At 58.5% G+C, this 21387-nt stretch carries 22 protein-coding genes and 1 tRNA gene; 14 read left to right on the forward strand and 9 right to left on the reverse strand.

Annotated elements, in window-relative coordinates:
• Positions 1 to 28: 28 nt before the first annotated feature.
• The 7 genes from hisF to RYA97_RS13775 form a co-directional block, all read right to left on the reverse strand.
• Positions 29 to 799, reverse strand: coding sequence for an imidazole glycerol phosphate synthase subunit HisF (gene hisF, locus RYA97_RS13745; protein ID WP_316892500.1), 771 nt, complete (start codon positions 797 to 799; stop codon positions 29 to 31).
• A gap of 19 nt (positions 800 to 818) precedes the next feature.
• Complete coding sequence (gene hisA / locus RYA97_RS13750) at positions 819 to 1556, reverse strand: 1-(5-phosphoribosyl)-5-[(5-phosphoribosylamino)methylideneamino]imidazole-4-carboxamide isomerase (protein WP_002551457.1); 738 nt, start codon at positions 1554 to 1556, stop codon at positions 819 to 821.
• Positions 1557 to 1663: 107 nt separating this feature from the next.
• Positions 1664 to 1924 carry a DUF2164 domain-containing protein gene (locus RYA97_RS13755; RefSeq protein ID WP_002551456.1) on the reverse strand — a complete coding sequence of 87 codons (261 nt, stop codon included), beginning with the start codon at positions 1922 to 1924 and terminating at the stop codon, positions 1664 to 1666.
• Positions 1925 to 1928: 4 nt separating this feature from the next.
• Positions 1929 to 2567, reverse strand: a complete 639-nt coding sequence (gene hisH / locus RYA97_RS13760; protein ID WP_117140106.1) for an imidazole glycerol phosphate synthase subunit HisH — start codon at positions 2565 to 2567, stop codon at positions 1929 to 1931.
• On the reverse strand, positions 2567 to 3160 hold the full coding sequence (gene hisB, locus RYA97_RS13765) for an imidazoleglycerol-phosphate dehydratase HisB (RefSeq protein WP_002551454.1): 594 nt from the start codon (positions 3158 to 3160) through the stop codon (positions 2567 to 2569). The genes hisH and hisB overlap by 1 nt, the downstream gene beginning before the upstream one ends.
• 92 nt (positions 3161 to 3252) lie before the next feature.
• Positions 3253 to 4452: an aromatic amino acid transaminase gene (locus RYA97_RS13770; protein WP_005758648.1), complete on the reverse strand. Its 1200-nt coding sequence runs from the start codon at positions 4450 to 4452 to the stop codon at positions 3253 to 3255.
• A 267-nt stretch (positions 4453 to 4719) separates the two neighbouring features.
• Positions 4720 to 6381 carry an OFA family MFS transporter gene (locus RYA97_RS13775; protein WP_002555774.1) on the reverse strand — a complete coding sequence of 554 codons (1662 nt, stop codon included), beginning with the start codon at positions 6379 to 6381 and terminating at the stop codon, positions 4720 to 4722.
• 428 nt (positions 6382 to 6809) lie between these two features.
• Between RYA97_RS13775 and RYA97_RS13780 the strand changes: the two genes are divergently transcribed.
• The 9 genes from RYA97_RS13780 (at position 6810) to RYA97_RS13820 (ending at position 14508) form a co-directional block, all read left to right on the forward strand.
• Entirely contained in the window at positions 6810 to 9035 is a 2226-nt protein-coding gene (locus tag RYA97_RS13780; protein WP_046832908.1) for an AsmA family protein, read from the forward strand.
• Positions 9036 to 9131: 96 nt separating this feature from the next.
• Complete coding sequence (gene mutY, locus RYA97_RS13785; protein WP_002555776.1) at positions 9132 to 10199, forward strand: A/G-specific adenine glycosylase; 1068 nt, start codon at positions 9132 to 9134, stop codon at positions 10197 to 10199.
• Positions 10196 to 10468, forward strand: a complete 273-nt coding sequence (locus RYA97_RS13790) for an oxidative damage protection protein (RefSeq protein ID WP_002555777.1) — start codon at positions 10196 to 10198, stop codon at positions 10466 to 10468. Before mutY ends, RYA97_RS13790 begins: the two co-directional genes overlap by 4 nt.
• Before the next feature lie 101 nt (positions 10469 to 10569).
• Positions 10570 to 10645, forward strand: a tRNA-Phe gene (locus RYA97_RS13795).
• 361 nt (positions 10646 to 11006) lie between these two features.
• On the forward strand, positions 11007 to 11324 hold the full coding sequence (locus tag RYA97_RS13800) for a DUF4258 domain-containing protein (protein WP_005781631.1): 318 nt from the start codon (positions 11007 to 11009) through the stop codon (positions 11322 to 11324).
• Complete coding sequence (locus RYA97_RS13805; protein WP_003372222.1) at positions 11321 to 11764, forward strand: helix-turn-helix domain-containing protein; 444 nt, start codon at positions 11321 to 11323, stop codon at positions 11762 to 11764. The genes RYA97_RS13800 and RYA97_RS13805 overlap by 4 nt, the downstream gene beginning before the upstream one ends.
• Positions 11765 to 11943: 179 nt before the next feature.
• Complete coding sequence (locus RYA97_RS13810; RefSeq protein ID WP_004655093.1) at positions 11944 to 12222, forward strand: hypothetical protein; 279 nt, start codon at positions 11944 to 11946, stop codon at positions 12220 to 12222.
• 312 nt (positions 12223 to 12534) lie between these two features.
• The gene (locus tag RYA97_RS13815; protein ID WP_316892503.1) at positions 12535 to 13881 is read left to right on the forward strand and encodes a PAS domain-containing methyl-accepting chemotaxis protein; all 1347 of its coding nucleotides are present in this window, start codon (positions 12535 to 12537) and stop codon (positions 13879 to 13881) included.
• Between the two features lie 141 nt (positions 13882 to 14022).
• The gene (locus RYA97_RS13820; RefSeq protein WP_005745037.1) at positions 14023 to 14508 is read left to right on the forward strand and encodes a hypothetical protein; all 486 of its coding nucleotides are present in this window, start codon (positions 14023 to 14025) and stop codon (positions 14506 to 14508) included.
• A 47-nt stretch (positions 14509 to 14555) separates the two neighbouring features.
• On the opposite strand, the gene gabP is transcribed toward RYA97_RS13820, so the two are convergent.
• On the reverse strand, positions 14556 to 15947 hold the full coding sequence (gabP, locus tag RYA97_RS13825) for a GABA permease (protein WP_057404901.1): 1392 nt from the start codon (positions 15945 to 15947) through the stop codon (positions 14556 to 14558).
• Between the two features lie 525 nt (positions 15948 to 16472).
• Here gabP and RYA97_RS13830 point away from each other — a divergent pair.
• The 5 genes from RYA97_RS13830 (at position 16473) to RYA97_RS13850 (ending at position 20745) form a co-directional block, all read left to right on the forward strand.
• A complete protein-coding gene (locus tag RYA97_RS13830; RefSeq protein ID WP_016981246.1) occupies positions 16473 to 17246 on the forward strand; it encodes an ABC transporter ATP-binding protein in 774 nt (257 codons plus the stop codon).
• A 13-nt stretch (positions 17247 to 17259) separates the two neighbouring features.
• Positions 17260 to 18024: an ABC transporter substrate-binding protein gene (locus RYA97_RS13835; protein WP_057404900.1), complete on the forward strand. Its 765-nt coding sequence runs from the start codon at positions 17260 to 17262 to the stop codon at positions 18022 to 18024.
• Positions 18025 to 18090: 66 nt separating this feature from the next.
• The gene (locus RYA97_RS13840) at positions 18091 to 18786 is read left to right on the forward strand and encodes an ABC transporter permease (protein WP_117140104.1); all 696 of its coding nucleotides are present in this window, start codon (positions 18091 to 18093) and stop codon (positions 18784 to 18786) included.
• Positions 18783 to 19472, forward strand: a complete 690-nt coding sequence (locus RYA97_RS13845) for an ABC transporter permease (RefSeq protein WP_002555785.1) — start codon at positions 18783 to 18785, stop codon at positions 19470 to 19472. The genes RYA97_RS13840 and RYA97_RS13845 overlap by 4 nt, the downstream gene beginning before the upstream one ends.
• A 1-nt stretch (position 19473) precedes the next feature.
• The gene (locus tag RYA97_RS13850; RefSeq protein ID WP_117140103.1) at positions 19474 to 20745 is read left to right on the forward strand and encodes a methyltransferase; all 1272 of its coding nucleotides are present in this window, start codon (positions 19474 to 19476) and stop codon (positions 20743 to 20745) included.
• 295 nt (positions 20746 to 21040) lie between these two features.
• Here the strand turns inward: RYA97_RS13850 and RYA97_RS13855 are convergent, their stop codons facing one another.
• Positions 21041 to 21364: a DUF6124 family protein gene (locus RYA97_RS13855; protein ID WP_005745034.1), complete on the reverse strand. Its 324-nt coding sequence runs from the start codon at positions 21362 to 21364 to the stop codon at positions 21041 to 21043.
• Positions 21365 to 21387: the final 23 nt, after the last annotated feature.

Genomic DNA, 21387 nt, shown 5'->3' on the forward strand with positions numbered 1-21387 from the left:
AAGCGACGCCCGCTTTGATGCGCAGTACTCAGCGCACCACAATCCCGCGACTGGCCATATAAGCCTTTGCTTCGGGAACGGTGTATTCGCCAAAGTGGAAAATACTCGCCGCCAGCACGGCACTGGCGTGGCCTTCGATGACGCCGGCGGCCAGGTGCTCAAGGTTGCCGACACCACCGGAAGCAATCACCGGGATGCCCAGCGCATCACTGATGACGCGGGTGACGCCCAGGTCGAAGCCGTTCTTCATGCCGTCCTGGTCCATGCTGGTCAACAGGATCTCGCCAGCCCCCAGGTCTTCCATCTTTTTCGCCCAGAGCACCGCGTCCAGCCCAGTGGGTTTGCGTCCACCGTGGGTGAAGATTTCCCAGCGCGGGGTTTCACCCGGGCCGGAGACCTTCTTGGCATCAATAGCGACCACAATGCACTGCGACCCGAAACGAGCGGCGGCTTCACCGACAAACTCAGGGTTGAACACCGCTGCCGTGTTGATCGACACCTTGTCCGCGCCCGCATTGAGCAGGTTGCGGATGTCCTGCACGGTACGCACGCCGCCACCGACAGTCAGCGGAATGAACACCTGACTGGCCATGCGCTCGACGGTGTGCAGCGTGGTGTCACGGCCATCGACGCTGGCAGTGATGTCGAGAAAAGTAATTTCGTCGGCACCCTGCTCATCGTAACGACGAGCAATTTCCACCGGATCGCCTGCATCCCGGATGTTCTCGAACTTGACACCCTTGACCACTCGACCGTTGTCGACGTCCAGGCAAGGGATGATGCGTTTGGCTAGGGCCACAGGGTCAGTCTCCAGCTATTCAGCGTTGTTCGCGGTCGCAGAGCGCCTGGGCTTCGGCCACATCCAGCGTACCTTCGTAGATCGCACGACCGGTGATTGCGCCGATGATGCCCGGAGCCTTCGCATTCAACAGCGCCTGAATGTCGCCCAGGTTATGAATGCCACCCGAAGCAATCACCGGGATCCGCGTAGCCGCCGCCAGCGCGGCGGTGAACGGGATGTTGCAGCCCTGCATCATGCCGTCTTTGGCGATGTCGGTGTAGACAATGGCAGACACGCCATCGGCTTCAAAACGCTTGGCCAGATCAATGACCTGAACCGAGCTGACTTCAGCCCAGCCATCGGTGGCGACGAAACCGTCCTTGGCATCCAGACCGACGATCACCTTGCCTGGGAACGCGCGGCAGGCTTCAGCCACGAACTCGGGCTCTTTGACTGCCTTGGTGCCAATGATGACGTAGCTCACGCCTGCCTTGACGTAGTGCTCGATGGTTTCCAGCGAACGGATGCCGCCACCAATCTGGATCGGCAGGTTCGGGTAGCGTCTGGCAATGGCCGTGACCACATCACCGTTGACCGGCTGTCCTTCGAACGCACCGTTCAGATCGACCAGATGCAGACGGCGGCAACCACCGTCGACCCACTTGGCAGCCATGGCCACCGGGTCATCGGAGAACACCGTGGAATCTTCCATCCGGCCCTGACGCAGACGTACACAGGCACCGTCTTTGAGGTCGATAGCGGGGATAATCAGCATGCTTATTCCTTGGTCAAAAAGAGCGGCAAGCTGCAAGCGATTAGCTGCAAGTATGCGTACTCACTGATTCTTGCGGCTTGAAGCCTGAAGCTCAAAGCTGCTTCTATTCAATTCTTTTCGAGCGCCCAGAGGTCGCTTTCGATGCTCTCGAACCGCTCCTTGAGCTGCTGCTGAACATCGAAAATAGCGCGATTGTAGTAATGCGGGGCAATCTCGCGGGTGAACAATTCCAGTACCTCAGCCACTTCAAACGTACCCAGCTCCAGCTCGAAGCGCTCTGCGAACAGGCGCTTGAGCTTGTCGATCGCCTGCTGCTCATGCTCGGGCGAAAGGGTCAGAATCGGCGGCTTGCTCTTGGTTTTGCTCATACGATTACCAGCGACCATCCCAGGCAGCGAAGTTCTGCAGTAATTGCAGACCGTGGATGTGGCTCTTTTCCGGGTGAAATTGCACGGCAAAACGCGAACCGTCGGCCAGCGCGGCGGCAAAGTCGAGGCCGTAGTGACCGCGCCCGACCACCTGACGCTGGTTGGCGGCATCGATGTAGAAACTGTGCACGAAGTAGAAACGCGCCAGGTCCGGAATGTCATGCCACAGCGGGTGATCCACCGCCTGAGCGACCTGATTCCAGCCCATGTGCGGCACTTTCAGGTGCTCGCCTTCTTCATACAGGTCCTTGCCGAAAAACTTCACCTGGCCAGGAAAAAGACCGATGCAGTCCACGCCGCCGCTCTCTTCACTTCTGTCGAGCAACGCCTGCATGCCGACGCAGATGCCGAGAAACGGACGGTCCTGGCTGACTTCCCTGACCAGCGAATCAAAGCCCAGACGGCGGATCTCGGCCATGCAGTCGCGAATCGCGCCCACACCCGGAAACACCACACGGTCGGCTTCGCGAATCACCTTGGCGTCACTGGTAATCAGCACACGGCCTGCGCCTACGTGCTCAAGCGCCTTGGCGACAGAGTGCAGGTTGCCCATACCGTAATCGATGACCGCAACCGTCTGCATCAGAGCACACCCTTGGTGGATGGCATTTGCCCGGCCATGCGCTCATCCAGCTCGACCGCCATGCGCAGCGCGCGACCGAAAGCCTTGAACACGGTCTCGATCTGGTGGTGAGTGTTGGTGCCACGCAGGTTGTCGATGTGCAGCGTCACGTTCGCGTGGTTGACGAAGCCCTGGAAGAACTCCTGAAACAGGTCCACATCAAAGCCACCCACCGTGGCACGGGTATACGGCACATGCATCTGCAGGCCCGGACGGCCCGAAAAGTCGATGACCACGCGCGACAGCGCTTCGTCGAGCGGCACATAGGCGTGGCCGTAACGACGAATGCCTTTCTTGTCGCCGATGGCCTGGCTGAACGCCTGTCCCACGGTGATACCGACGTCTTCCACCGTATGGTGATCATCGATTGCCAGGTCACCCTTGCACTCGATGTCCAGGTCGATCAGCCCGTGCCGGGCGATCTGGTCGAGCATGTGCTCAAGAAAAGGCACACCGATATCGAATCGGGCCTTTCCGGTGCCATCCAGGTTGATCGAGGCTTTGATCTGGGTTTCCAGAGTATTACGCTCGACGTACGCCTTACGTTCGGCCATCACCAGCTCCGCAAAATCATTGGGCGAAAAAAGGCGAGCATTATAGGCCCAGATGCGCCCGCCATGAAGCAAACAGACGACCAGCAGGGCATTTAGTGGGTGAAGAGGCTCGCGATTGCGTTACATACCTTGTCGATATTGCCTTCATTCAGGCCCGCCATGCACACCCGGCCACTGCGCAGCATGTAAATGCCGTGAACGTCTTTCAGTTCATCGACCTGCTGTGGCGTCAGACCGGTATAGCTGAACATCCCGCTCTGCCTGAGGATAAAGCTGAAATCACGTCCGGAAACCTTCTGCGCCAGCACCTCAACCAGCCGCGTGCGCATGTCGATGATGCGCACGCGCATGGCCTCGACTTCGCTCAGCCACTGCTCGCGCAGGTGCGGTGTGTTGAGCACTTTTGAAACCAGAAAGGCGCCATGCGCAGGCGGGCTGGAGTAGTTGCGACGTACAGTGGCCTTCAGCTGGCCGAATACGTTGGCAGCCGACGCGGTGTCTTCGCAGACGACCGACAGCCCGCCGACCCGCTCGCCGTACAGCGAGAAGATTTTCGAGAACGAGTTACTGACCAGCGTTGTAACACCTGCGTTGGCCATTGCGCGGATGGCATAGGCATCCTCATCAATGCCCTTGCCGAAGCCCTGATAGGCAATATCCAGAAACGCGATGAGCTGACGATCCTTGATAACCTCGATCAACCGGTCCCATTGCTCGACTGTCAGATCGGCACCGGTCGGGTTATGGCAGCACGGGTGCAGCAGGAGGATGCTCTGCGCAGGCAGGCCCTGCACCGTGTCGAGCATGGCCTCGAACCTGACCCCGCCAGTCTGCGCGTCGAAATACGGGTAGCTGTTGACCTTGAAGCCCGCACCACCGAACAGCGCGTTGTGGTTTTCCCAGGTCGGATCGCTGACCCAGACCTGCGAGTCCGGGAAGGCATACTTGAGGAAGTCGGCACCTACTTTCAGCGCGCCGGAGCCGCCCACGGTCTGGATGGTCGCCACGCGTCCTGCCTGCACAAGCGGGTGATCCGCCCCGAACAACAGGGTCTGCACTGCCTGCCGATAAGCCGCCAGGCCTTCCATCGGCAGATAGACAGAAGCCGCCTGCTCGCCCTCGGCCAGTTGCTGTTGTGCCGTTGCTACGCATGCCAGCTGAGGGATACGGCCCTGCGCGTCGTAATACAAGCCGATGCTCAGATTGACCTTGTCCGCACGGGAATCCTTGCCAAAGGTTTCCATCAGGGAAAGGATCGGATCACCAGCGTATGACTCCACGTGGGCTAGCATGCAAACAACTCCTACAGGCAATAAAAACAGGGGTTGCTAATGTAGCAGCGTCTGCGGGGGAACGGGCAGTGCATCAAACACATTGAGCCGCAGATAGGTGACGCAGAGCGTCACGAACGGCATTCCCACGCTGGAGCGTGTGGAACGATAGCCTCAACTATAGTGGGATGCTCTGCGTCCGATTCAGAGTGCGTGGAACAAGAATTCTGTGCACAAAAAAAAGCGCCTGCACCTAAGTGCAAGCGCTTATCTGTTACCTACAGGCTTTTAGTGGAACAGCACTGCGGTTTTTTGCAGGGTAATCCAGACGCCCCACGCCAGCGGGATGCCTACGGCCAGCCAGGCGGCGATGACCAGCGGCTTACTGCCTGCGGATGCTTTCCACTCCAGCGAAGTCGTGGCATTGGCACCCTTGTCGTGACCGATGGCTTGTTCAGCCGCCAGCTCGGCGTCGGTCATGAAGTACTTGTCGGCAACCGGACGAATCAGCAGGTTGCAGATAAAGCCCAGCACCAGCAGACCCGAGAGGATGTACAAGGTGATGTCGTAGGCATCGGCACGTGCAACACCGTGGGCGAGTTGGTACTCACGCAGGTAGTTGACCAATACCGGACCGAGCACACCGGCCGCAGCCCAGGCAGTCAGCAGACGACCGTGGATCGCGCCGACCATCTGCGTACCGAACAGGTCAGCCAGATAAGCCGGAACCGTCGCGAAACCGCCACCGTACATCGACAGCACGATGCAGAACGCGGCCACGAACAGGGCAATGCTACCCATGTGGCTCAGGGTCGGAACCGACGCATAAAGCAGGAAGCCCAGTGCGAAGAATACGAAGTAGGTTGCCTTGCGACCGATGAAGTCCGAGCACGAAGCCCAGAAGAAACGACCGCCGATGTTGAACAGACTCAACAGACCCGTGAAGCCGGCTGCAATCGCAGCAATGGCTTTCAGCTGGTCGGCATTGAGCTGGCTGAAGGTCAGATCGACGCCCAGCAGTTTGCCGGCGAACACTTCCTGCAACAGCGGCGAAGCCATGCCCAGGATGCCGATACCGGCCGATACGTTCAGGCACAGCACCAGCCAGACCAGACGGAACTGCGGTGTCTTCCAGGCCACGCTGACATGCACGTGACGGTTGGTGATCATCGAGTTCTTGGCCTTGGCAGCCGGAGCGGTCCAGCCTTCAGGTTTCCAGCCGGTTGGCGGAACGCGATAGCCCAGCGCGCCACCGATCATGAAGATGAAGTAGATCACCGCCATCACCACGAAGCTCTGCCAGACGCCAACGCTTTCAGCCGAGGCAAAGTGGCCCATCAGCGCAGTGGCCAGTGGTGCACCGACCATTGCGCCGCCACCAAAGCCCATAATCGCCATACCGGTCGCCATGCCGCGCTTGTCCGGGAACCACTTGATCAGGGTCGAAACGGGAGAGATATAGCCCAGCCCCAGACCAATGCCGCCGATAACCCCCGAGCCCAGCCACATCAGCCAGATCTGGTGGGTATAAATACCCAACGCGGAAATCAGCAGACCGCCACACCAGCACAGGGCAGAAACAACACCGGCCTTGCGTGGACCTGCGTGCTCCAGCCAGCCACCCCAGATGGCAGCCGAGCAACCCAGAAAGATGAAGAACAGGGTGTAGATCCAACCCAGCATCGATATCTGCCAGTCACAGGTCGACGCGAACATCTGCGCGAAGAAACCCATGTCCGGAGTACAGGCGACGGGGGCAGTAATACCCACGGCCTTGGACAACGGCAACCAGAACACCGAGAAGCCGTAAGCCATACCGATACAAAGATGGATGGCCAATGCTGCTGGTGGAACAAGCCAACGGTTGAAACCGGGCTTGGCGATAATGCGCTCTTTGGACAAGAACGCAGGCTGAACGGCGTCGCCGCCCAAGGCTGTGCTTGTGCTCATTATAATTACCCCAATGTGTGAAGCTCGCAGATGGTCCGCTGGTCCGCCACAGACTCTATGCCGAGCGGCCATGTCTGTTTTATCGGCAGGTTGTTCAGATACGTGACAAAAAGACGCACCTGAGCCAGCAAAAACGGAGACTATCACTGTCTGATGGCAAATAAGCATCTCGTTACATGCTTTTTATTATCTATTTTATCGGTTAATCCGCGCGCTCTATGACGCCATAGATGCAATCAATTAAATGATAAGGAAAAGCCTGTCAGAACCTTAGTTGAGGCAAAAAAGCTATGTAGCTGTAGGGTCGAGAGGAGCACTGCTACCTCAAACCGGAGACCGGACAGCAATAAAGGCATCCGCAGCCCGGTACGCGCGTCAGAGCGGTATACTCACGGGCTATTTTTGAATATCGACACAAGGACTCGCCCATGAAAGCGTTCGGCAAAATCCTGGGGCTGTTTATTCTCGGGCTGTTGCTGATCATCGTGGCTCTCGGCTTCGCCCTGACCCACCTGTTTGATCCCAACGACTACAAAGACGAGATTCGCCAGCTGGCACGCGACAAGGCCAACGTCGAGCTGACGCTCAACGGCGATATCGGCTGGAGCCTGTTCCCCTGGCTCGGCCTGGAATTGCACGACGCCCATGTCGCCACCCTGACCGCTCCCGATCAGCCGTTCGCCGATGTGCAGATGCTCGGCCTGTCCGTACGTGTCCTGCCATTGCTTCGTCGGCAGGTACAGATGAGCGACATTCGCGTCGAAGGCCTGAACCTGACCCTGCACCGCGATGAAAACGGTCATGGCAACTGGGAAGACATCGGCAAGCCTGCCGTGGCAAGCACTGAAACATCTGGCGAGACAACGCCGGCCCCGGCTCCGGACGCGCCCAAAGCGGATCGCCCTTCCCAGCCGATCCGCCTGGATATCGACAGCCTGACCGTCAACAACGCCCGCGTGGATTACAGCGATGCCCGAAAAGGTAGGACCTTCATGGCCGAGAGCATTCAGCTGAGTACCGGGCCGATTCGTGAGGCGTCCGATATCCCGATCAAACTGACGGCCTTTCTAAGCACCAACCAGCCCGTCGTGCGCGCCAAGACCGAACTGGTCGGCGAACTGCGCATGGACCGCGTACTCAAGCGCTATCAATTCGAAGACATGCGCTTGTCCGGCGAAGTCGCAGGCGAGCCGCTGCAGGGCAAGACCGTCACTTTCTCGGCGCAGGGCCAGCTGCTGGTAGACCTTGCCGCCAATATCGCCGAATGGAACAGCCTCAAAGTGTCAGCCAACCAGTTGCGTGCACTGGGCGAACTGCGTGCCCGTGATCTGGATAAAACGCCACAGATCAGCGGCGGCCTGTCCATCGCCCAGCTCGACCTGCGCACCTTCTTCGAAAACATCGGCCAGCCATTGCCCGCCATGTCCGAGGGCGCGCTGAGCAAGGTTGAAATGGTCACACGCCTCGCCGGCACGCCCACCAGCCTTGCGCTGGAAAACCTCAACCTGAAAGTCGACGACAGCACCTTCACGGGTCGGATCGCCGTGGACGACTTCGCCAAGCAGGCGCTGCGTGTCCAGCTCAAGGGCGATACCTTCGACGCCGACCGCTATCGTCCGGCTGAGAGCGAAGAAAGCAAAGGTGCCAAGGCCGCGCGCAAATCCGAGGTTCAATCCGGTGAAGCCGCCGCTGCTGCGGGCGATTCACCGCTGCCCGAACAACCGACCAAGGCCGCCTGGAGCACTGCCAGGCTGCTGCCGCTGGAGCGCTTGCGTACGCTGGATGTCGAAGCTGACCTGAGCTTCGGCAAACTGACCCTGAACAAACTGCCCATCGACAACGCAGCGTTCAAGACCCAGGCCAACGGTGGTCTTATCAAGGTCGATACGCTGAGTGGCGACCTGTACAACGGCAACTTCGAGGTCAAGGGCAATCTGGACGCGCGTCCGGACACGCCTGTGGCCACGGTACAGACGCGCATTGCCAAAGTACCGGTCGAACGCATTCTGGAAAGCCAGGGCCAGACGCCGCCAGTGCGTGGCCTGCTGAACCTAGACAGCAGCCTGACCGGCACAGGCAACAGCGAAAAAGCCCTGATCGACAGCCTGAACGGCACCGCCAGCTTTGCGCTCAATAACGGCGTACTGGTCAATGCCAACCTGGAGCAGCAGCTGTGCAAGGGTATTTCGATCCTCAACCGCAAGACGCTTAGCGGCGAACCGCGCGCCAAGGACACTCCTTTCCAGCAGCTCAACGGCAATCTGGTGATACGCAACGGCGTGGCCAGTAACCCGGACCTCAAGGTTCGTACGCCGGGCATGGCCGTCAACGGTAACGGCGACGTCGATCTGCGCGTACTGGGCATGAATTACCGCGTCGGCATCATCGTCGAAGGCGACAAGAGCGACATGCCGGACCCAGCGTGCGAGATCAATCCGCGCTTTGTCGGCATCGAGTGGCCGGTGCAGTGCCGCGGCCCGCTGGAACTGGGCGCCAAAGCCTGCCGCCTGGACAAGGAAGGCGTGGGCCAGATCGCTGCCAGGCTGGCAGGCGACCGGATCAGCGAGAAGCTTGAGGACAAGCTGAATGAAAAACTCGGTGACAAGGTCAGCCCCGAACTCAAGGACGCCCTCAAGGGATTGTTCAAACGCTAGAGCACTGTGAACAGCTCAGGAGCGCCCTCGCGGCGCTCCATTGGCGCAACCTTTCCTATACCGACTCATATCCCGACGACGAGAGCCCTTCAGGCCATGCAACCCGAACAATTCTCCAGCGCCGTGCTGGACTGGTACGACCGTCATGGCCGACATGACCTGCCCTGGCAACAAGACATCACGCCGTATCGGGTCTGGGTATCGGAAATCATGCTGCAGCAGACCCAGGTCAGCACCGTTCTGAATTACTTCGACCGCTTCATGGAGGCCCTGCCGACCGTGCAGGCGCTGGCTGAGGCACCGGAAGACGAAGTGCTGCACCTATGGACCGGGCTGGGCTACTACACCCGCGCCCGCAACTTGCAGAAGACCGCAAAAATCGTGGTTGCCGATCACGATGGCGAGTTTCCCCGCGACGTCGAAAAACTCATCCTGCTGCCCGGTATCGGTCTATCCACCGCAGGCGCAATCGCCAGCCTGAGCATGGGTCTTCGCGCGCCGATCCTCGACGGCAACGTCAAACGCGTGCTGGCGCGCTTTACCGCGCAGGAGGGCTATCCCGGCGAACCCAAGGTGGCCAAACAGCTGTGGGCCACAGCTGAACGCTTCACACCGCATAGCCGGGTCAACAACTATACCCAGGCCATGATGGACCTCGGTGCCACGCTCTGTACCCGCAGCAAACCCAGCTGCCTGCTCTGCCCGCTGGAACGCAGTTGCGAGGCGCACATGCTGGGCCTGGAAACCCGCTACCCCATCCCCAAACCACGCAAGACCGTGCCGCAGAAACGCACGCTCATGCCGATGCTCGCCAACGAAGACGGCGCGATCCTGCTTTATCGTCGCCCTTCCAGCGGCTTGTGGGGCGGCCTGTGGAGCCTGCCGGAACTGGATGACTTCGATGACCTTCAGCACCTGGCCACCCAACACGCGCTGCAACTGGGCGAGCATCATGAACTGCCGGGGCTGATCCACACTTTCAGCCACTTCCAGTTGAGCATCGAACCCTGGCTGGTCAAGGTCCAGGAGTCCGCCGATCACGTGGCCGAGGCCGACTGGCTCTGGTATAACCTCGCCACCCCGCCACGCCTGGGCCTAGCTGCCCCGGTGAAAAAGCTGCTCAAACGCGCAGCCGACGTATTGAACGCAGGAGAGTCGTCATGACCCGCACCGTAATGTGCCGCAAGTACAAAGAAGAACTGCCCGGCCTGGAACGCGCCCCATACCCTGGCGCCAAGGGCGAAGACATTTTCAATCACGTCTCGCAAAAAGCCTGGGCCGACTGGCAGAAACACCAAACCCTGCTGATCAACGAGCGCCGCCTGAATATGATGAACGCTGAAGACCGGAAATTCCTCCAGACCGAGATGGACAAGTTTCTCTCCGGCGAAGAATACGCCCAGGCCGAAGGCTACGTACCCCCCGAAAAATAAAGCGTTTCACGCAGTGAAGGTCGTAAGCGTCGGTAATAATTCAAATTTTTTAAAAAACACGCTTGACGACCTCCTGAAAAACACGTCTAATGCGCCCCGTTGCCCAGATAGCTCAGTCGGTAGAGCAGGGGATTGAAAATCCCCGTGTCGGCGGTTCGATTCCGTCTCTGGGCACCACCTTTCGTTTTCAGGTGATGCCAAGCACACCTGAAAGCACACAAAAAGCCCGCCTCGTGCGGGCTTTTTGTTGTCTGGTTTTTTTGAATGACAGACGTGTCTGCACCCTGCGCGCGCAGAAGAGACCAGTAGAATCAGACTACTGCACGTGTCGCCTCTTCCTGCACCGCACGTCTGCCGCCATCCGGCTTATTCGCTTGCCCGCATTTCGCAGCGCGTGACAAGGTAGCCAAGCCTCGGCAAACCAAAACCCGCTAATTTCAAAGGCTCCAAGCGCGACGCCTCAAGCGGAAAATAATCATTATTTACGACGCAAGGACGACACCCTAATATGGTGTCACCTATAAGGATTATAGGCAGCATGAAAAACAGGCAGCCCTTGTGGAGCAAGCAGCAACTTGAGGATCTTGTTCATGTCCTGGCAAGAGATTCCTCCAAAGTCGTCTTTCGCGAGCATTGCCTGGAGCGCCTCTATGAGCGCGGCATAACCGCCACGGAGGCCCTGAGATGCCTGCGTCGAGGAGCAATCATCCGAGGGCCTACGTACAGCGAGAGGCATGGCAACTTCGAGTTCCGGATGAGCGAGCTCGCGCCGAGAGATGTTGTCTGCATGGTAGTAGCCGTCAATCCAAGTCCTGAGCCTGACGAGCTTTTCGCAATTACGGTGTGGGAGGTATGAAAATGTACAAATATAAAGGCAGTGGACTGGACGGCATCTTCTTGAAAAATGGCTATACGATCCTCGAAACGCCATACGGCGAGGGTGTGAAGATCGAAGATATCGACGGACTTCATCGAGCGATAGCTGTGGATATCATTGGCCAGAAAACGCCAATGACCGGGCGTCAGTTTCGCTTTTTGAGAAAGGAGCAGGATCTCATTCAGGAGGAGGCTGCAGCCATTTTCCGGGTCGATGTGCAGACCATTGCCAACTGGGAAAAGCGCGAATCTCAAGAAATACCGGGACCAGCTGACGTTGCCATGAGGGCTTTTTACGCTGCCTATATCCACGCCAATTTTGGTCCGATCATCTTCGAACGAAATGCACAACCCCACGAAGGAGCCGCGTTCGAATTGGACGGAACACAGTGGAAAGAGTCCGAGCTGAAAGTCGCTTGACTCAGAGGGTGATTAGTCTGGCGGCATGTAAAGGTGCCGTTCAAGGCAACACTTGAGAAGATCACAACGGCCTTCTGCTACTCATACCAGCCATCCAGAGCCCTGCCACCCCATCCCGTTGAACTAATTTTCCCTCCCCACCATCGAAGCCATACATTTGCTTCCACAAGGAAAATTACGTGCTCAAGTTTACTGCCTCCGCCCTCATCATCGCCGCCACTCTGGGTCTGGCTGCCTGCGACAGCAAATCCGAACAGAAAGCACAGGACGCTCAGGCTCATCAGGAGAAATCCCAGGAGAAGATGGAGTCTGCCCAGGACAAAGTGAACGAGGCTGCCAAAGAGAACACCGAAGCGGCCAAGGATAAAGCTGCGTCCAAGGAAGCGGCTGCCGAAGAATCGAAGACCTTCGTGCCGACGTCCGAAGTGACCAACACCATCCAGCCGGAAAAAAAGTGAAAACAGTGAATACTCTTCACAAAGTTTTCACAGCGGCCGCGTCATTGTAGAGCTGCTCCCAAGTGTGAATCCTTAAGCCCGCTCCCCCATCGCGGGCTTTTCTTTGTCCGGAATTTGACGGGCAGACCGCTTTTCCAGATATCTGTGCACTTATAGTCAATGTATTTTTCTTTGACCAAAAACTGCACTTTTTTGACGCCAATAAATCTCTTCATTTATCCAGTCGATTGTTGCGATGAACCGTTCATGTCGCCGCTTTTCGAGCCGATACTCTAATCACAGCAAGTCCACAAACACACCAAGGGGCAGGTTATGTTCGGAAACAAGAACAAAGCTGAACTGACAGCCATGAAGGCCGAGGTAGATGGACTCAAAGGACTGACAAGCGCACTGGAAAAATCAATGGCGGTGGTCGAGCTGGGTCTCGACGGCAAGATCCTTCGTGCCAACGATAACTTCCTTGCAGCGATGGGCTACCGGGCCGATGAGCTGGCCAGCAAGACGCACCGCGACTTTTGCGAGCCGGAGATGCTCCGCAGCCGTGAATACGCGGACCTGTGGGCGTCTCTGAAGGCTGGCAAGTTCATCTCCGGCACCTTCAAGCGCATCGATAAGAGTGGCCGTAGCGTCTGGCTGGAGGCAAGCTACAACCCGGTGACCGATACGCAGGGCAAAGTCTTCAAGGTGGTCAAATATGCTCTGGACGTCACCAAACGCGTAATGCTCGAAAACGAGACCAACAGCAAGCTGGCAGCAGTAGACCGGGCCATGGCTGTTTGCGAATTCGAGCCCAATGGCAATGTGATAACCGCCAACAATAACTTCCTGAACGTCATGGGTTACGCACTGAACGAGATCAAAGGTAAACACCACAGATCGTTCTGCGAACCGGCACTGACCAACAGCCCGGAATATGCCGAATTCTGGCGCAAGTTGAATCAGGGCGAGTTCATTGGCGATCAGTTCAAACGCCTCGGCAAACATGGCCGGGTTGTCTGGCTGGAAGCAACGTATAACCCGGTTTTTGATGTCGACGGCAAGCTCTACAAGATCGTCAAGTTTGCCAGTGACATTACCCAGCGTGTCGAAAAGCAGGAAGCCGATGCGCATGGTGCGTCGCGTGCCTACCATATCTCGGCAGAAACCGAGAAAGTGGCCGAACAGGGAACCCTGGTCATTCAGGAAACCGCTCGGGAAATGCGCCAGATTGCCGAAAACATCGGCGCATCGGCGAAGCTGGTGAGCCAACTGGGCGATCGCTCCGAGCAGATCACCGCCATCGTCAACACCATCCGCGGCATCGCCGATCAGACCAACCTGCTGGCGCTCAACGCTGCCATCGAAGCGGCACGGGCGGGTGATCAGGGTCGTGGGTTTGCGGTGGTCGCCGACGAAGTGCGGCAACTGGCCGGGCGTACCAGCGGCTCGACCACCGAGATTGCCGAAATGATCGGCAAGATTCTCGCCGAAACACGTGAAGCCGTGGCGAGCATGGATGCCACGCAGGAAGGCGCCATTCGAGGTGTGACACTGGCCGATCAGGCCGGACAGGTCATCGTGCAGATCCGCGACGGCGCAAGCGATGCGGTCGAAGCCGTGAACATGTTCGCCACGCGCATGGATGAAGCCGAAGCGTTTGCAAAACCGGGCAAGCGATGACGATCGTGTAACGCCCCGCACATCAAAACCCGCGCTCTGCGGGTTTTTTATTGTCCAGAGATTACGGCCAAGCCTTGGTTATCCAGCCCGTCTGCGCTTCAATAGCGGCCATCGCATTTCACGCCAGCCAAAGGACCGCTCATGGCCTCGCCAGACAAGCAGCAAAAACGTGCCAAGCGCGCAAAAATCAAGGCCAAGCAGAACCGTTCGGGCAAGGGCACAACCAGCCTTGTCCATCCGGTGTTTGCCTCTGCGCTGGTCAATCTGCCGTTTGATGACGTCGAACTTGATCTAAACACGTTCGACTTCAAAGACATCGTAGAGAACGGCTTCGACCCGGCCGACTATGATGATCTCTTCGTGGCCATGAAAGCCGCCGAAGCCATCAGCCAACTGGCGCTGTGCGTCGTCTTCCTGCAGTACCCGGTGCTGGCACTGGTCGTTTCCGAAGAGGACGAAGACCCTGCCACGGACTTCATGATGGGCCTGCTTATCGTGTACCGCGCCATGTACCACGATGAAGACGAAGACACGGCGATCGAATGGATCGAAAGCCCTGCCTTCCAGAAGGATTACACCCTGGCATCCGATCTGCTGATGAAACGAGACACCAAGGCCGCACGCTGATCGAAATCGTGCCGACGCAGAGCGTCAGCACGATAGTCAGCGGCCAATCAACCCAGCGCAGCAGCGCCTACACGCCCGGCTTTGCGGCGGCGCGAAACCAGCAGGCCAGCACTGATCACCAGCAGGCTTAGCAGGCCGGTGGCGATGATTTCGACGCGGTGCTCTTCCTGGATCAACATGATCGTCAGCACTGCAACGATGAATGCGATCACCGCCCAGGTCAGCCATGGGAACAACCACATCTTGAAGTCGATAGCCTCTCCCGCAGCAATGCGCTTCTGGCGCATCCGCAGTTGCGACACGGCAATCACCAGATACACCAGAAGGGCAATGGCACCGGAGCTGGCCAGCAGGAAATCAAACACGGCAGCCGGTGCAATGTAGTTGGCGAACACGGTCAGGAACGCCGCGGCAGTCGACATGATCACTGCCCAGTAAGGCGTGCCGCCCTTGCTGGTGCGTTTGGACAATGCTGGTGCATCGCCGCGCTTACCGAGCGAGAACAGCATGCGCGAAGCGGTATAGAGCGCCGAGTTCAGGCAACTGGTCACAGCAACCAGCACCACCAGATCGACAATCAGCTTGGCGTTCGGAATACCCATCGCATCAAGCACGGTCTGATACGAACCTACCTCGGCCAGGCGCGGATCGTTCCACGGCACCAGCGACACAACGATGAAGATCGAAACCAGATAGAACAGGAAGATCCGCCAGATCACCGAGTTGGTGGCCTTGGTGATCTGCTTGCCAGGGTTCTTGGACTCCGCCGCAGCGATGGTCACAATTTCGGTGCCCATGAACGAGAACATGGTGGTCAACATCGCCGCCAGCACCGCGCCCATGCCGTTTGGCAGGAAGCCACCGGTATCAAACAGATGGCTCACGCCACTGACATTACTGGTGGGCAGCAGACCAAAAATCGCCGCAACACCCAGCACCACGAACGCGATGATCGCCACAACCTTGATCAGCGCAAACCAGAACTCGAATTCGCCGTAATTCTTCACACTGAACAGGTTGGTGGCGGTCAGCAGCAATGTGATGACCAGCGTGAACATCCAGATCGCGATCTTCGGGAACCAGGCATGCAGAATGGTCGCGGCGGCATTGGCCTCCAGCGGGATCACCAGCACCCAGAACCACCAGTACAACCAGCCGATGGTGAAGCCGGCCCAGTGCCCGATAGCGCGGTCGGCATAGGTTGAGAACGAACCGGTGTCTGGCGAGGCAACGGCCATTTCGGCCAGCATACGCATCACCAGCACCACCAGCGTACCCGCAGCGGCATAGGCCAGCAGCACGGCAGGGCCTGCCTCGGCAATCGCGTGGCCGGAGCCGACGAATAGACCGGCACCAATCACGCCGGCAATCGACAGCATCGTAATGTGTCGCGGTTTCAGCCCTTGTTCGAGCTCGGAAGAGTTAGCGGTACTGCTCATAAAACCACCTGTGCAAGACGAGCGAGGCACACCGAAGCGTTACGTAAAAAGAAAGCTACGGTGCCGTTCTTTATTATTGACGCAAGAATTGCGCCAAAATATTTCGAAAACGACGTCGCTTAGAGAATACGAGGCCTGTGGCTTAGCCCGTGAAGCATGCAGGGTGATGGCTTTTATACGCAGTCCGTAGGACTTGTTACCAAACGCCTCAGATTCGCCTACATGCACGCACCAAAAATGCCCCAAACCTTCCTCAAAGCGCAAACATGGTGCAGAAATCAGACCACCACTCAGCAAATGCTACTTCCAACACCAGGCCAAAGCTGGCAACATCGCGCCTTTTTCGCGCACGCCCCTGTTTTGCAGGGCATGGCGCTTGCCTTCATGCGACCGTCCGCTGCCCGGATGAGACAACCCGTCGAGCGCCTCCACGCTCGACACAATACGTCGATGGTTGTCCTTTAAACGCTGTGCTAGCTTGGCGTTCGCTGGCAGCCAGCGCGCACACTTCAACGAGGACCCCACATGGCCGAGGCCACGCCCGCCCTGGAAATCCGCAACCTGCACAAGCGCTACGATCAGCTTGAGGTGCTCAAAGGCATCTCGCTGACCGCTCGCGACGGCGATGTCATATCGATCCTCGGCTCATCCGGTTCCGGCAAGTCCACGCTGCTGCGCTGCATCAACCTGCTGGAAAACCCGCATCAGGGGCAGATTCTGGTGGCCGGTGAAGAGTTGAAGCTCAAGGCTGCGCGCAACGGCGACCTGATTGCCGCCGATAACCGGCAGATCAACCGCTTGCGCAGCCAGATCGGCTTCGTGTTCCAGAATTTCAACCTGTGGCCGCACATGAGCGTGCTCGATAACATCATCGAAGCCCCGCGTCGCGTGCTCGGTCAGAGCAAGGCCGAGGCCATTGCGGTGGCTGAAGAGTTGCTGGCCAAGGTCGGTATCGCCGACAAGCGACATGCCTACCCCGCGCAACTTTCCGGCGGACAGCAGCAACGCGCCGCCATTGCGCGTACGCTGGCCATGCAACCAAAGGTTATCCTGTTCGACGAGCCGACCTCGGCCCTCGACCCGGAGATGGTTCAGGAAGTACTCGGCGTCATCCGCGCACTGGCTGAAGAAGGCCGGACCATGCTGCTGGTGACCCACGAAATGAATTTTGCACGTCAGGTATCAACTGAAGTGGTGTTTTTGCATCAGGGAATGGTCGAAGAACAGGGCACACCGCAGCAAGTATTCGAAAACCCGCTGTCGGCAAGGTGCAAACAATTCATGTCGAGTCACCGCTAACGGAGCAACACCCATGCAGTCGTACAAAAAGATCTTGCTGATCGCAGCGGCCACCCTTGCCTTCAGCGGCAGTACCTTTGCTGAAACAATGAAAATGGGCATCGAAGGTGCCTACCCGCCGTTCAACAACAAGGACGCGAGTGGCCAGGTGGTGGGCTTTGACTATGAAATCGGCCAGGCCCTGTGCGCCAGGATGAAGGTCGAGTGCGAAGCGGTGACGTCAGACTGGGACGGCATCATCCCGGCGTTAATGGCCAACAAGTTCGACTTCCTGATCTCGTCGCTGTCGATCACCGAAGAACGCAAGCAGGTGGTCGATTTCACCAACCCGTATTACTCGAACAAGCTGCAATTCATCGCGCCGAAAACTTCCTCGATCGACGTATCGAGCACTGAAAAAGCCAAAGAAAGCCTTGCCGGCAAGTCAGTGGGTGCACAGCGATCGACACTGGCCGCCACCTGGCTGGAAGACAAGCTCGGGATCATGGACGCCAAGCTCTATGACACTCAGGAAAACGCCTTCCTCGACCTGTCCTCCGGTCGCGTCGACGCCATGCTGGCCGACAAATACGTCAGCTTCGAGTGGCTGAAAAGCGAAGCGGGTCAGAACTTCGAGTTCAAGGGCGAACCTGTCGTTGAAGACGACAAGATCGGCATCGCCGTGCGCAAGGGTGATGATGCCCTGCGCGAGCGCTTGAACGCGGCCCTGAAAGAAATCATCGCTGATGGCACCTACAAGAAGATCAACGACAAGTATTTCCCTTTCAGCATCCTCTGATTCACCTGACCGCGTCGCCGCCGCTTCCTGTAGAAGCGCGGCGACCGGCCCTGACAAAGCCTGCCCATGAACATTGATCTCCACGGATTCGGCCCGGCCCTTGCGGCTGGCGCGCTGATGACGGTCCAGCTTGCACTCTCGGCCCTGTGCCTGGGGCTGATACTCGGACTGCTCGGCGCCTTGGCCAAGACCTCGCCCTACAAGCCGCTGCAATGGCTGGGCAGTACCTACTCGACCCTGGTACGCGGCATTCCCGAACTGCTTTGGGTGTTGCTGATTTACTTCGGCACCGTCAACGGCATGCGCGCTCTGGGCAAACTGTTCGACATTCCTGACCTGGCCCTGAGCGCCTTCGCTGCCGGGGTCATCGCCCTGGGCATTTGCTTTGGTGCCTACGCGACCGAAGTGTTTCGCGGCGCGATTCTGGCCATCCCCAAAGGTCATCGTGAAGCCGGGCTGGCGCTGGGCATGTCACGCCCGCGCATCCTCTTCAAACTGGTCCTGCCGCAGATGTGGCGCATCGCCCTGCCCGGCCTGGGCAATCTGTTCATGATTCTGATGAAAGACACCGCGCTGGTCTCGGTGATCGGCCTGGAAGAAATCATGCGCCACGCGCAGATCGCCGTGGGCTTCACCAAGCAAGCGTTCACCTTCTACATGGTCGCGGCCTTCATGTACCTGGGCCTGACCGTGCTGGCCATGGCCGGCATGTACTTCCTTGAGAAGCGTGCCAGTCGCGGCTTTCTGAGGAGCGCGTCATGAACTGGGAAGTCATCATCAAGTGGCTGCCACGCCTGGCACAGGGCGCGACCCTGACCCTTGAGCTGGTGGCGATTGCCGTCATCGCCGGGCTGATCCTCGCCATCCCGATGGGCATCGCCCGTGCATCGCGTCACTGGCCGGTGCGCGCCCTGCCCTACGCCTACATCTTTTTCTTCCGCGGCACACCGCTGCTGGTGCAACTGTTTCTGGTCTATTACGGCCTGGCGCAGTTCGACGTGGTGCGTCAGGGGCCGCTGTGGCCATACCTGCGTGACCCTTTCTGGTGTGCGGTTGTCACCATGACCCTGCACACCGCCGCCTACATCGCAGAAATCCTGCGTGGCGCCATTCAGGCCGTGCCGGTCGGTGAAGTCGAGGCTGCGCGAGCGCTGGGCATGTCGAAATGGAAAGCATTGTTCTACATCGTCCTGCCCCGCGCGGCACGTATCGGCCTGCCTGCCTACAGCAACGAAGTCATCCTGATGCTCAAGGCCAGCGCACTGGCAAGCACCGTAACCCTGCTGGAGTTGACCGGCATGGCCCGCACGATCATCGCCCGCACTTACTTGCCGGTAGAAATTTTCTTCGCCGCCGGTATGTTCTACCTCGTGATGACGTTCGTGCTGGTACAAGGCTTCCGCCTGCTGGAAAAGCTATTGCGTGTAGACGCCAGTCAGGGGCGCTGATATGAAGGGTGCTGGCGTCGACCCAGTCAGCACCTTGCCCCGCGAGGCCGCCACTATGCCCACTGAACCTTGCTTGCAGGATGAACACCTCGGCAGCCACTTTCGTGCGCTGGACAGCTTTCTGTTCGCGCATCAGGCCTTGTGGCGGCCAAAACCGTTCACACACCTGCGTCTGCCGTGGGAAGACAAATACCCGGACCTCGCAAACTGGCTGCGGCAACGCACGCTGGAACAGGCCGAGGCCGCGCATAACCACCCGGAACAACTCGACGCGCCGTTTCCGTTCCCGCAACTGGCCGCCGAAGCCGTCGCCCTGAGCCACGTCGCTGAACTGCCTTCACATCCTCTGGAGCCAGTCGATGCGCGCATGAGTGTCGACGTGCCGGGGCGCAAATGGCAACAGATCGAAGCCTTCGCCAGCCATCTGGACATGCGTGATACCACCACTCACTGGCTGGACTGGTGCGCAGGCAAAGGCCACCTGGGGCGGCGCCTGACCGGGCGCGGTCAGCGTCTGACCTGCCTGGAGCACGACTCGGCGCTGATCGAAGCAGGCCTGGCACTGAGTACGCGGCAAGGCATCGACGCCAGGCATGTGCAGCAGGATGTCATGGCCGACGACGCCTGGCGCTGCCTGCAACCCGAGCACACGCCTGTAGCGCTGCATGCCTGCGGCGACCTGCACATTCAGTTGATGGAGCTGGCCAGCCAGACCGGCTGCCGGCACATGGCAATCGCGCCATGCTGCTACAACCGCACCCGGCACGACCTTTATAGGCCGCTGTCCAGCGACGGCAAGGCATCGGGTTTAAAGCTGTCGCGAGACGAACTCGGCCTGCCACTCAGCGAAACCGTGACGGCTGGCGCTCGCGTGCGTCGTCAACGCGACACCTCGATGGCCCGCCGCCTGGGCTTCGACCTTCTGCAGCGCAGCTTGCGCGGCATTGACGATTACTTGCCCACGCCTTCGCTGCCGACATCCTGGCTGGATGCGTCCTACGCGGACTACTGCAATCATCTGGCGCGACTGAAGAATCTGCCAGCACCGGGCCAGCAGGACTGGGCTTCTCTGGAAGCCGCTGGCTGGAGGAGACTGGCCGAAGTGCGCAACCTGGAACTGGTCCGCGATCTGTTTCGGCGTCCGCTGGAGATGTGGCTGGTGCTCGACAGGGCAATGTATGTCCACGAGCAGGGCTACAGCGTCAGCGTTGGCACTTTCTGTGACAGCCGGATTACACCACGCAACCTGCTGATTCTGGCTCGAAAATCGTGACCTAAATCGATTGAGCAACCTGTGGATAAGTCTGTTGATGAAAATGTGGATGAGTGCGTTAAAGCTTGGCGCGCCAGTTACTAAAGCCCCTTATTTTTTCCCGCAATCCTTTCCGTACCCCGCAAAAACAATGCCTTGCGGCGCATCAGGCCAATGTGCGCACATCTGGTAACGCGCGTATTTTTTTATCAAGCAATTGTGCATAAAGATTTGGTAAAGGCTCTGGAACAAGCCTTTTATCTGGCTCAATCGTGCACACGCAAGTGCCTGTGCAAGACTTGTTTAGTGCGAGGTTTCAGACCTCTTCGACACACTCCAGCGAGCGCTCGACCATGACTTTGGCCATTTCCAGCATGTGCATGGAGGCAAACGCCAGGTCGCGTTGCGCACCGGCCAATTCATCGCCCAGTTCGTGGGCGGTGGCCGATGCACAACGCAGGAAATCCAGCGCATGCACCAAGGTTGCTTCCAGGCTGATGAAGTCGAACTTGCTGTCGTGGGGTTCTTTGTCAGTGCGGGGGATTGGCAGGTAACACGCCATGGCGCGCTTGACGACCGCCTTGTCGAAGATTGGCGCGGTGCTGGACTGTTTGGGTGGGTCGGGGGTTATTTTGACCATGCTTAGCTCTCTCCTCAATGGAA

Source organism: Pseudomonas syringae group sp. 26L6, from assembly GCF_032587815.1.
Lineage (GTDB): Bacteria > Pseudomonadota > Gammaproteobacteria > Pseudomonadales > Pseudomonadaceae > Aquipseudomonas > Aquipseudomonas amygdali.

Coding starts and splice junctions, on each gene's coding strand:
- RYA97_RS13800 (WP_005781631.1), top strand. CDS start 11,007: ATGAAAAACAGGCAGCCCTTGTGGAGCAAGCAGCAACTTGAGGATCTT.
- RYA97_RS13755 (WP_002551456.1), bottom strand. CDS start 1,924: ATGAGCAAAACCAAGAGCAAGCCGCCGATTCTGACCCTTTCGCCCGAG.
- RYA97_RS13820 (WP_005745037.1), top strand. CDS start 14,023: ATGGCCTCGCCAGACAAGCAGCAAAAACGTGCCAAGCGCGCAAAAATC.
- mutY (WP_002555776.1), top strand. CDS start 9,132: ATGCAACCCGAACAATTCTCCAGCGCCGTGCTGGACTGGTACGACCGT.
- RYA97_RS13830 (WP_016981246.1), top strand. CDS start 16,473: ATGGCCGAGGCCACGCCCGCCCTGGAAATCCGCAACCTGCACAAGCGC.
- RYA97_RS13790 (WP_002555777.1), top strand. CDS start 10,196: ATGACCCGCACCGTAATGTGCCGCAAGTACAAAGAAGAACTGCCCGGC.
- RYA97_RS13840 (WP_117140104.1), top strand. CDS start 18,091: ATGAACATTGATCTCCACGGATTCGGCCCGGCCCTTGCGGCTGGCGCG.
- RYA97_RS13805 (WP_003372222.1), top strand. CDS start 11,321: ATGAAAATGTACAAATATAAAGGCAGTGGACTGGACGGCATCTTCTTG.
- RYA97_RS13835 (WP_057404900.1), top strand. CDS start 17,260: ATGCAGTCGTACAAAAAGATCTTGCTGATCGCAGCGGCCACCCTTGCC.
- hisB (WP_002551454.1), bottom strand. CDS start 3,160: ATGGCCGAACGTAAGGCGTACGTCGAGCGTAATACTCTGGAAACCCAG.
- RYA97_RS13770 (WP_005758648.1), bottom strand. CDS start 4,452: ATGCTAGCCCACGTGGAGTCATACGCTGGTGATCCGATCCTTTCCCTG.
- RYA97_RS13845 (WP_002555785.1), top strand. CDS start 18,783: ATGAACTGGGAAGTCATCATCAAGTGGCTGCCACGCCTGGCACAGGGC.
- RYA97_RS13775 (WP_002555774.1), bottom strand. CDS start 6,381: ATGAGCACAAGCACAGCCTTGGGCGGCGACGCCGTTCAGCCTGCGTTC.
- gabP (WP_057404901.1), bottom strand. CDS start 15,947: ATGAGCAGTACCGCTAACTCTTCCGAGCTCGAACAAGGGCTGAAACCG.
- RYA97_RS13815 (WP_316892503.1), top strand. CDS start 12,535: ATGTTCGGAAACAAGAACAAAGCTGAACTGACAGCCATGAAGGCCGAG.
- RYA97_RS13855 (WP_005745034.1), bottom strand. CDS start 21,364: ATGGTCAAAATAACCCCCGACCCACCCAAACAGTCCAGCACCGCGCCA.
- hisA (WP_002551457.1), bottom strand. CDS start 1,556: ATGCTGATTATCCCCGCTATCGACCTCAAAGACGGTGCCTGTGTACGT.
- hisH (WP_117140106.1), bottom strand. CDS start 2,567: ATGCAGACGGTTGCGGTCATCGATTACGGTATGGGCAACCTGCACTCT.
- RYA97_RS13850 (WP_117140103.1), top strand. CDS start 19,474: ATGAAGGGTGCTGGCGTCGACCCAGTCAGCACCTTGCCCCGCGAGGCC.
- RYA97_RS13780 (WP_046832908.1), top strand. CDS start 6,810: ATGAAAGCGTTCGGCAAAATCCTGGGGCTGTTTATTCTCGGGCTGTTG.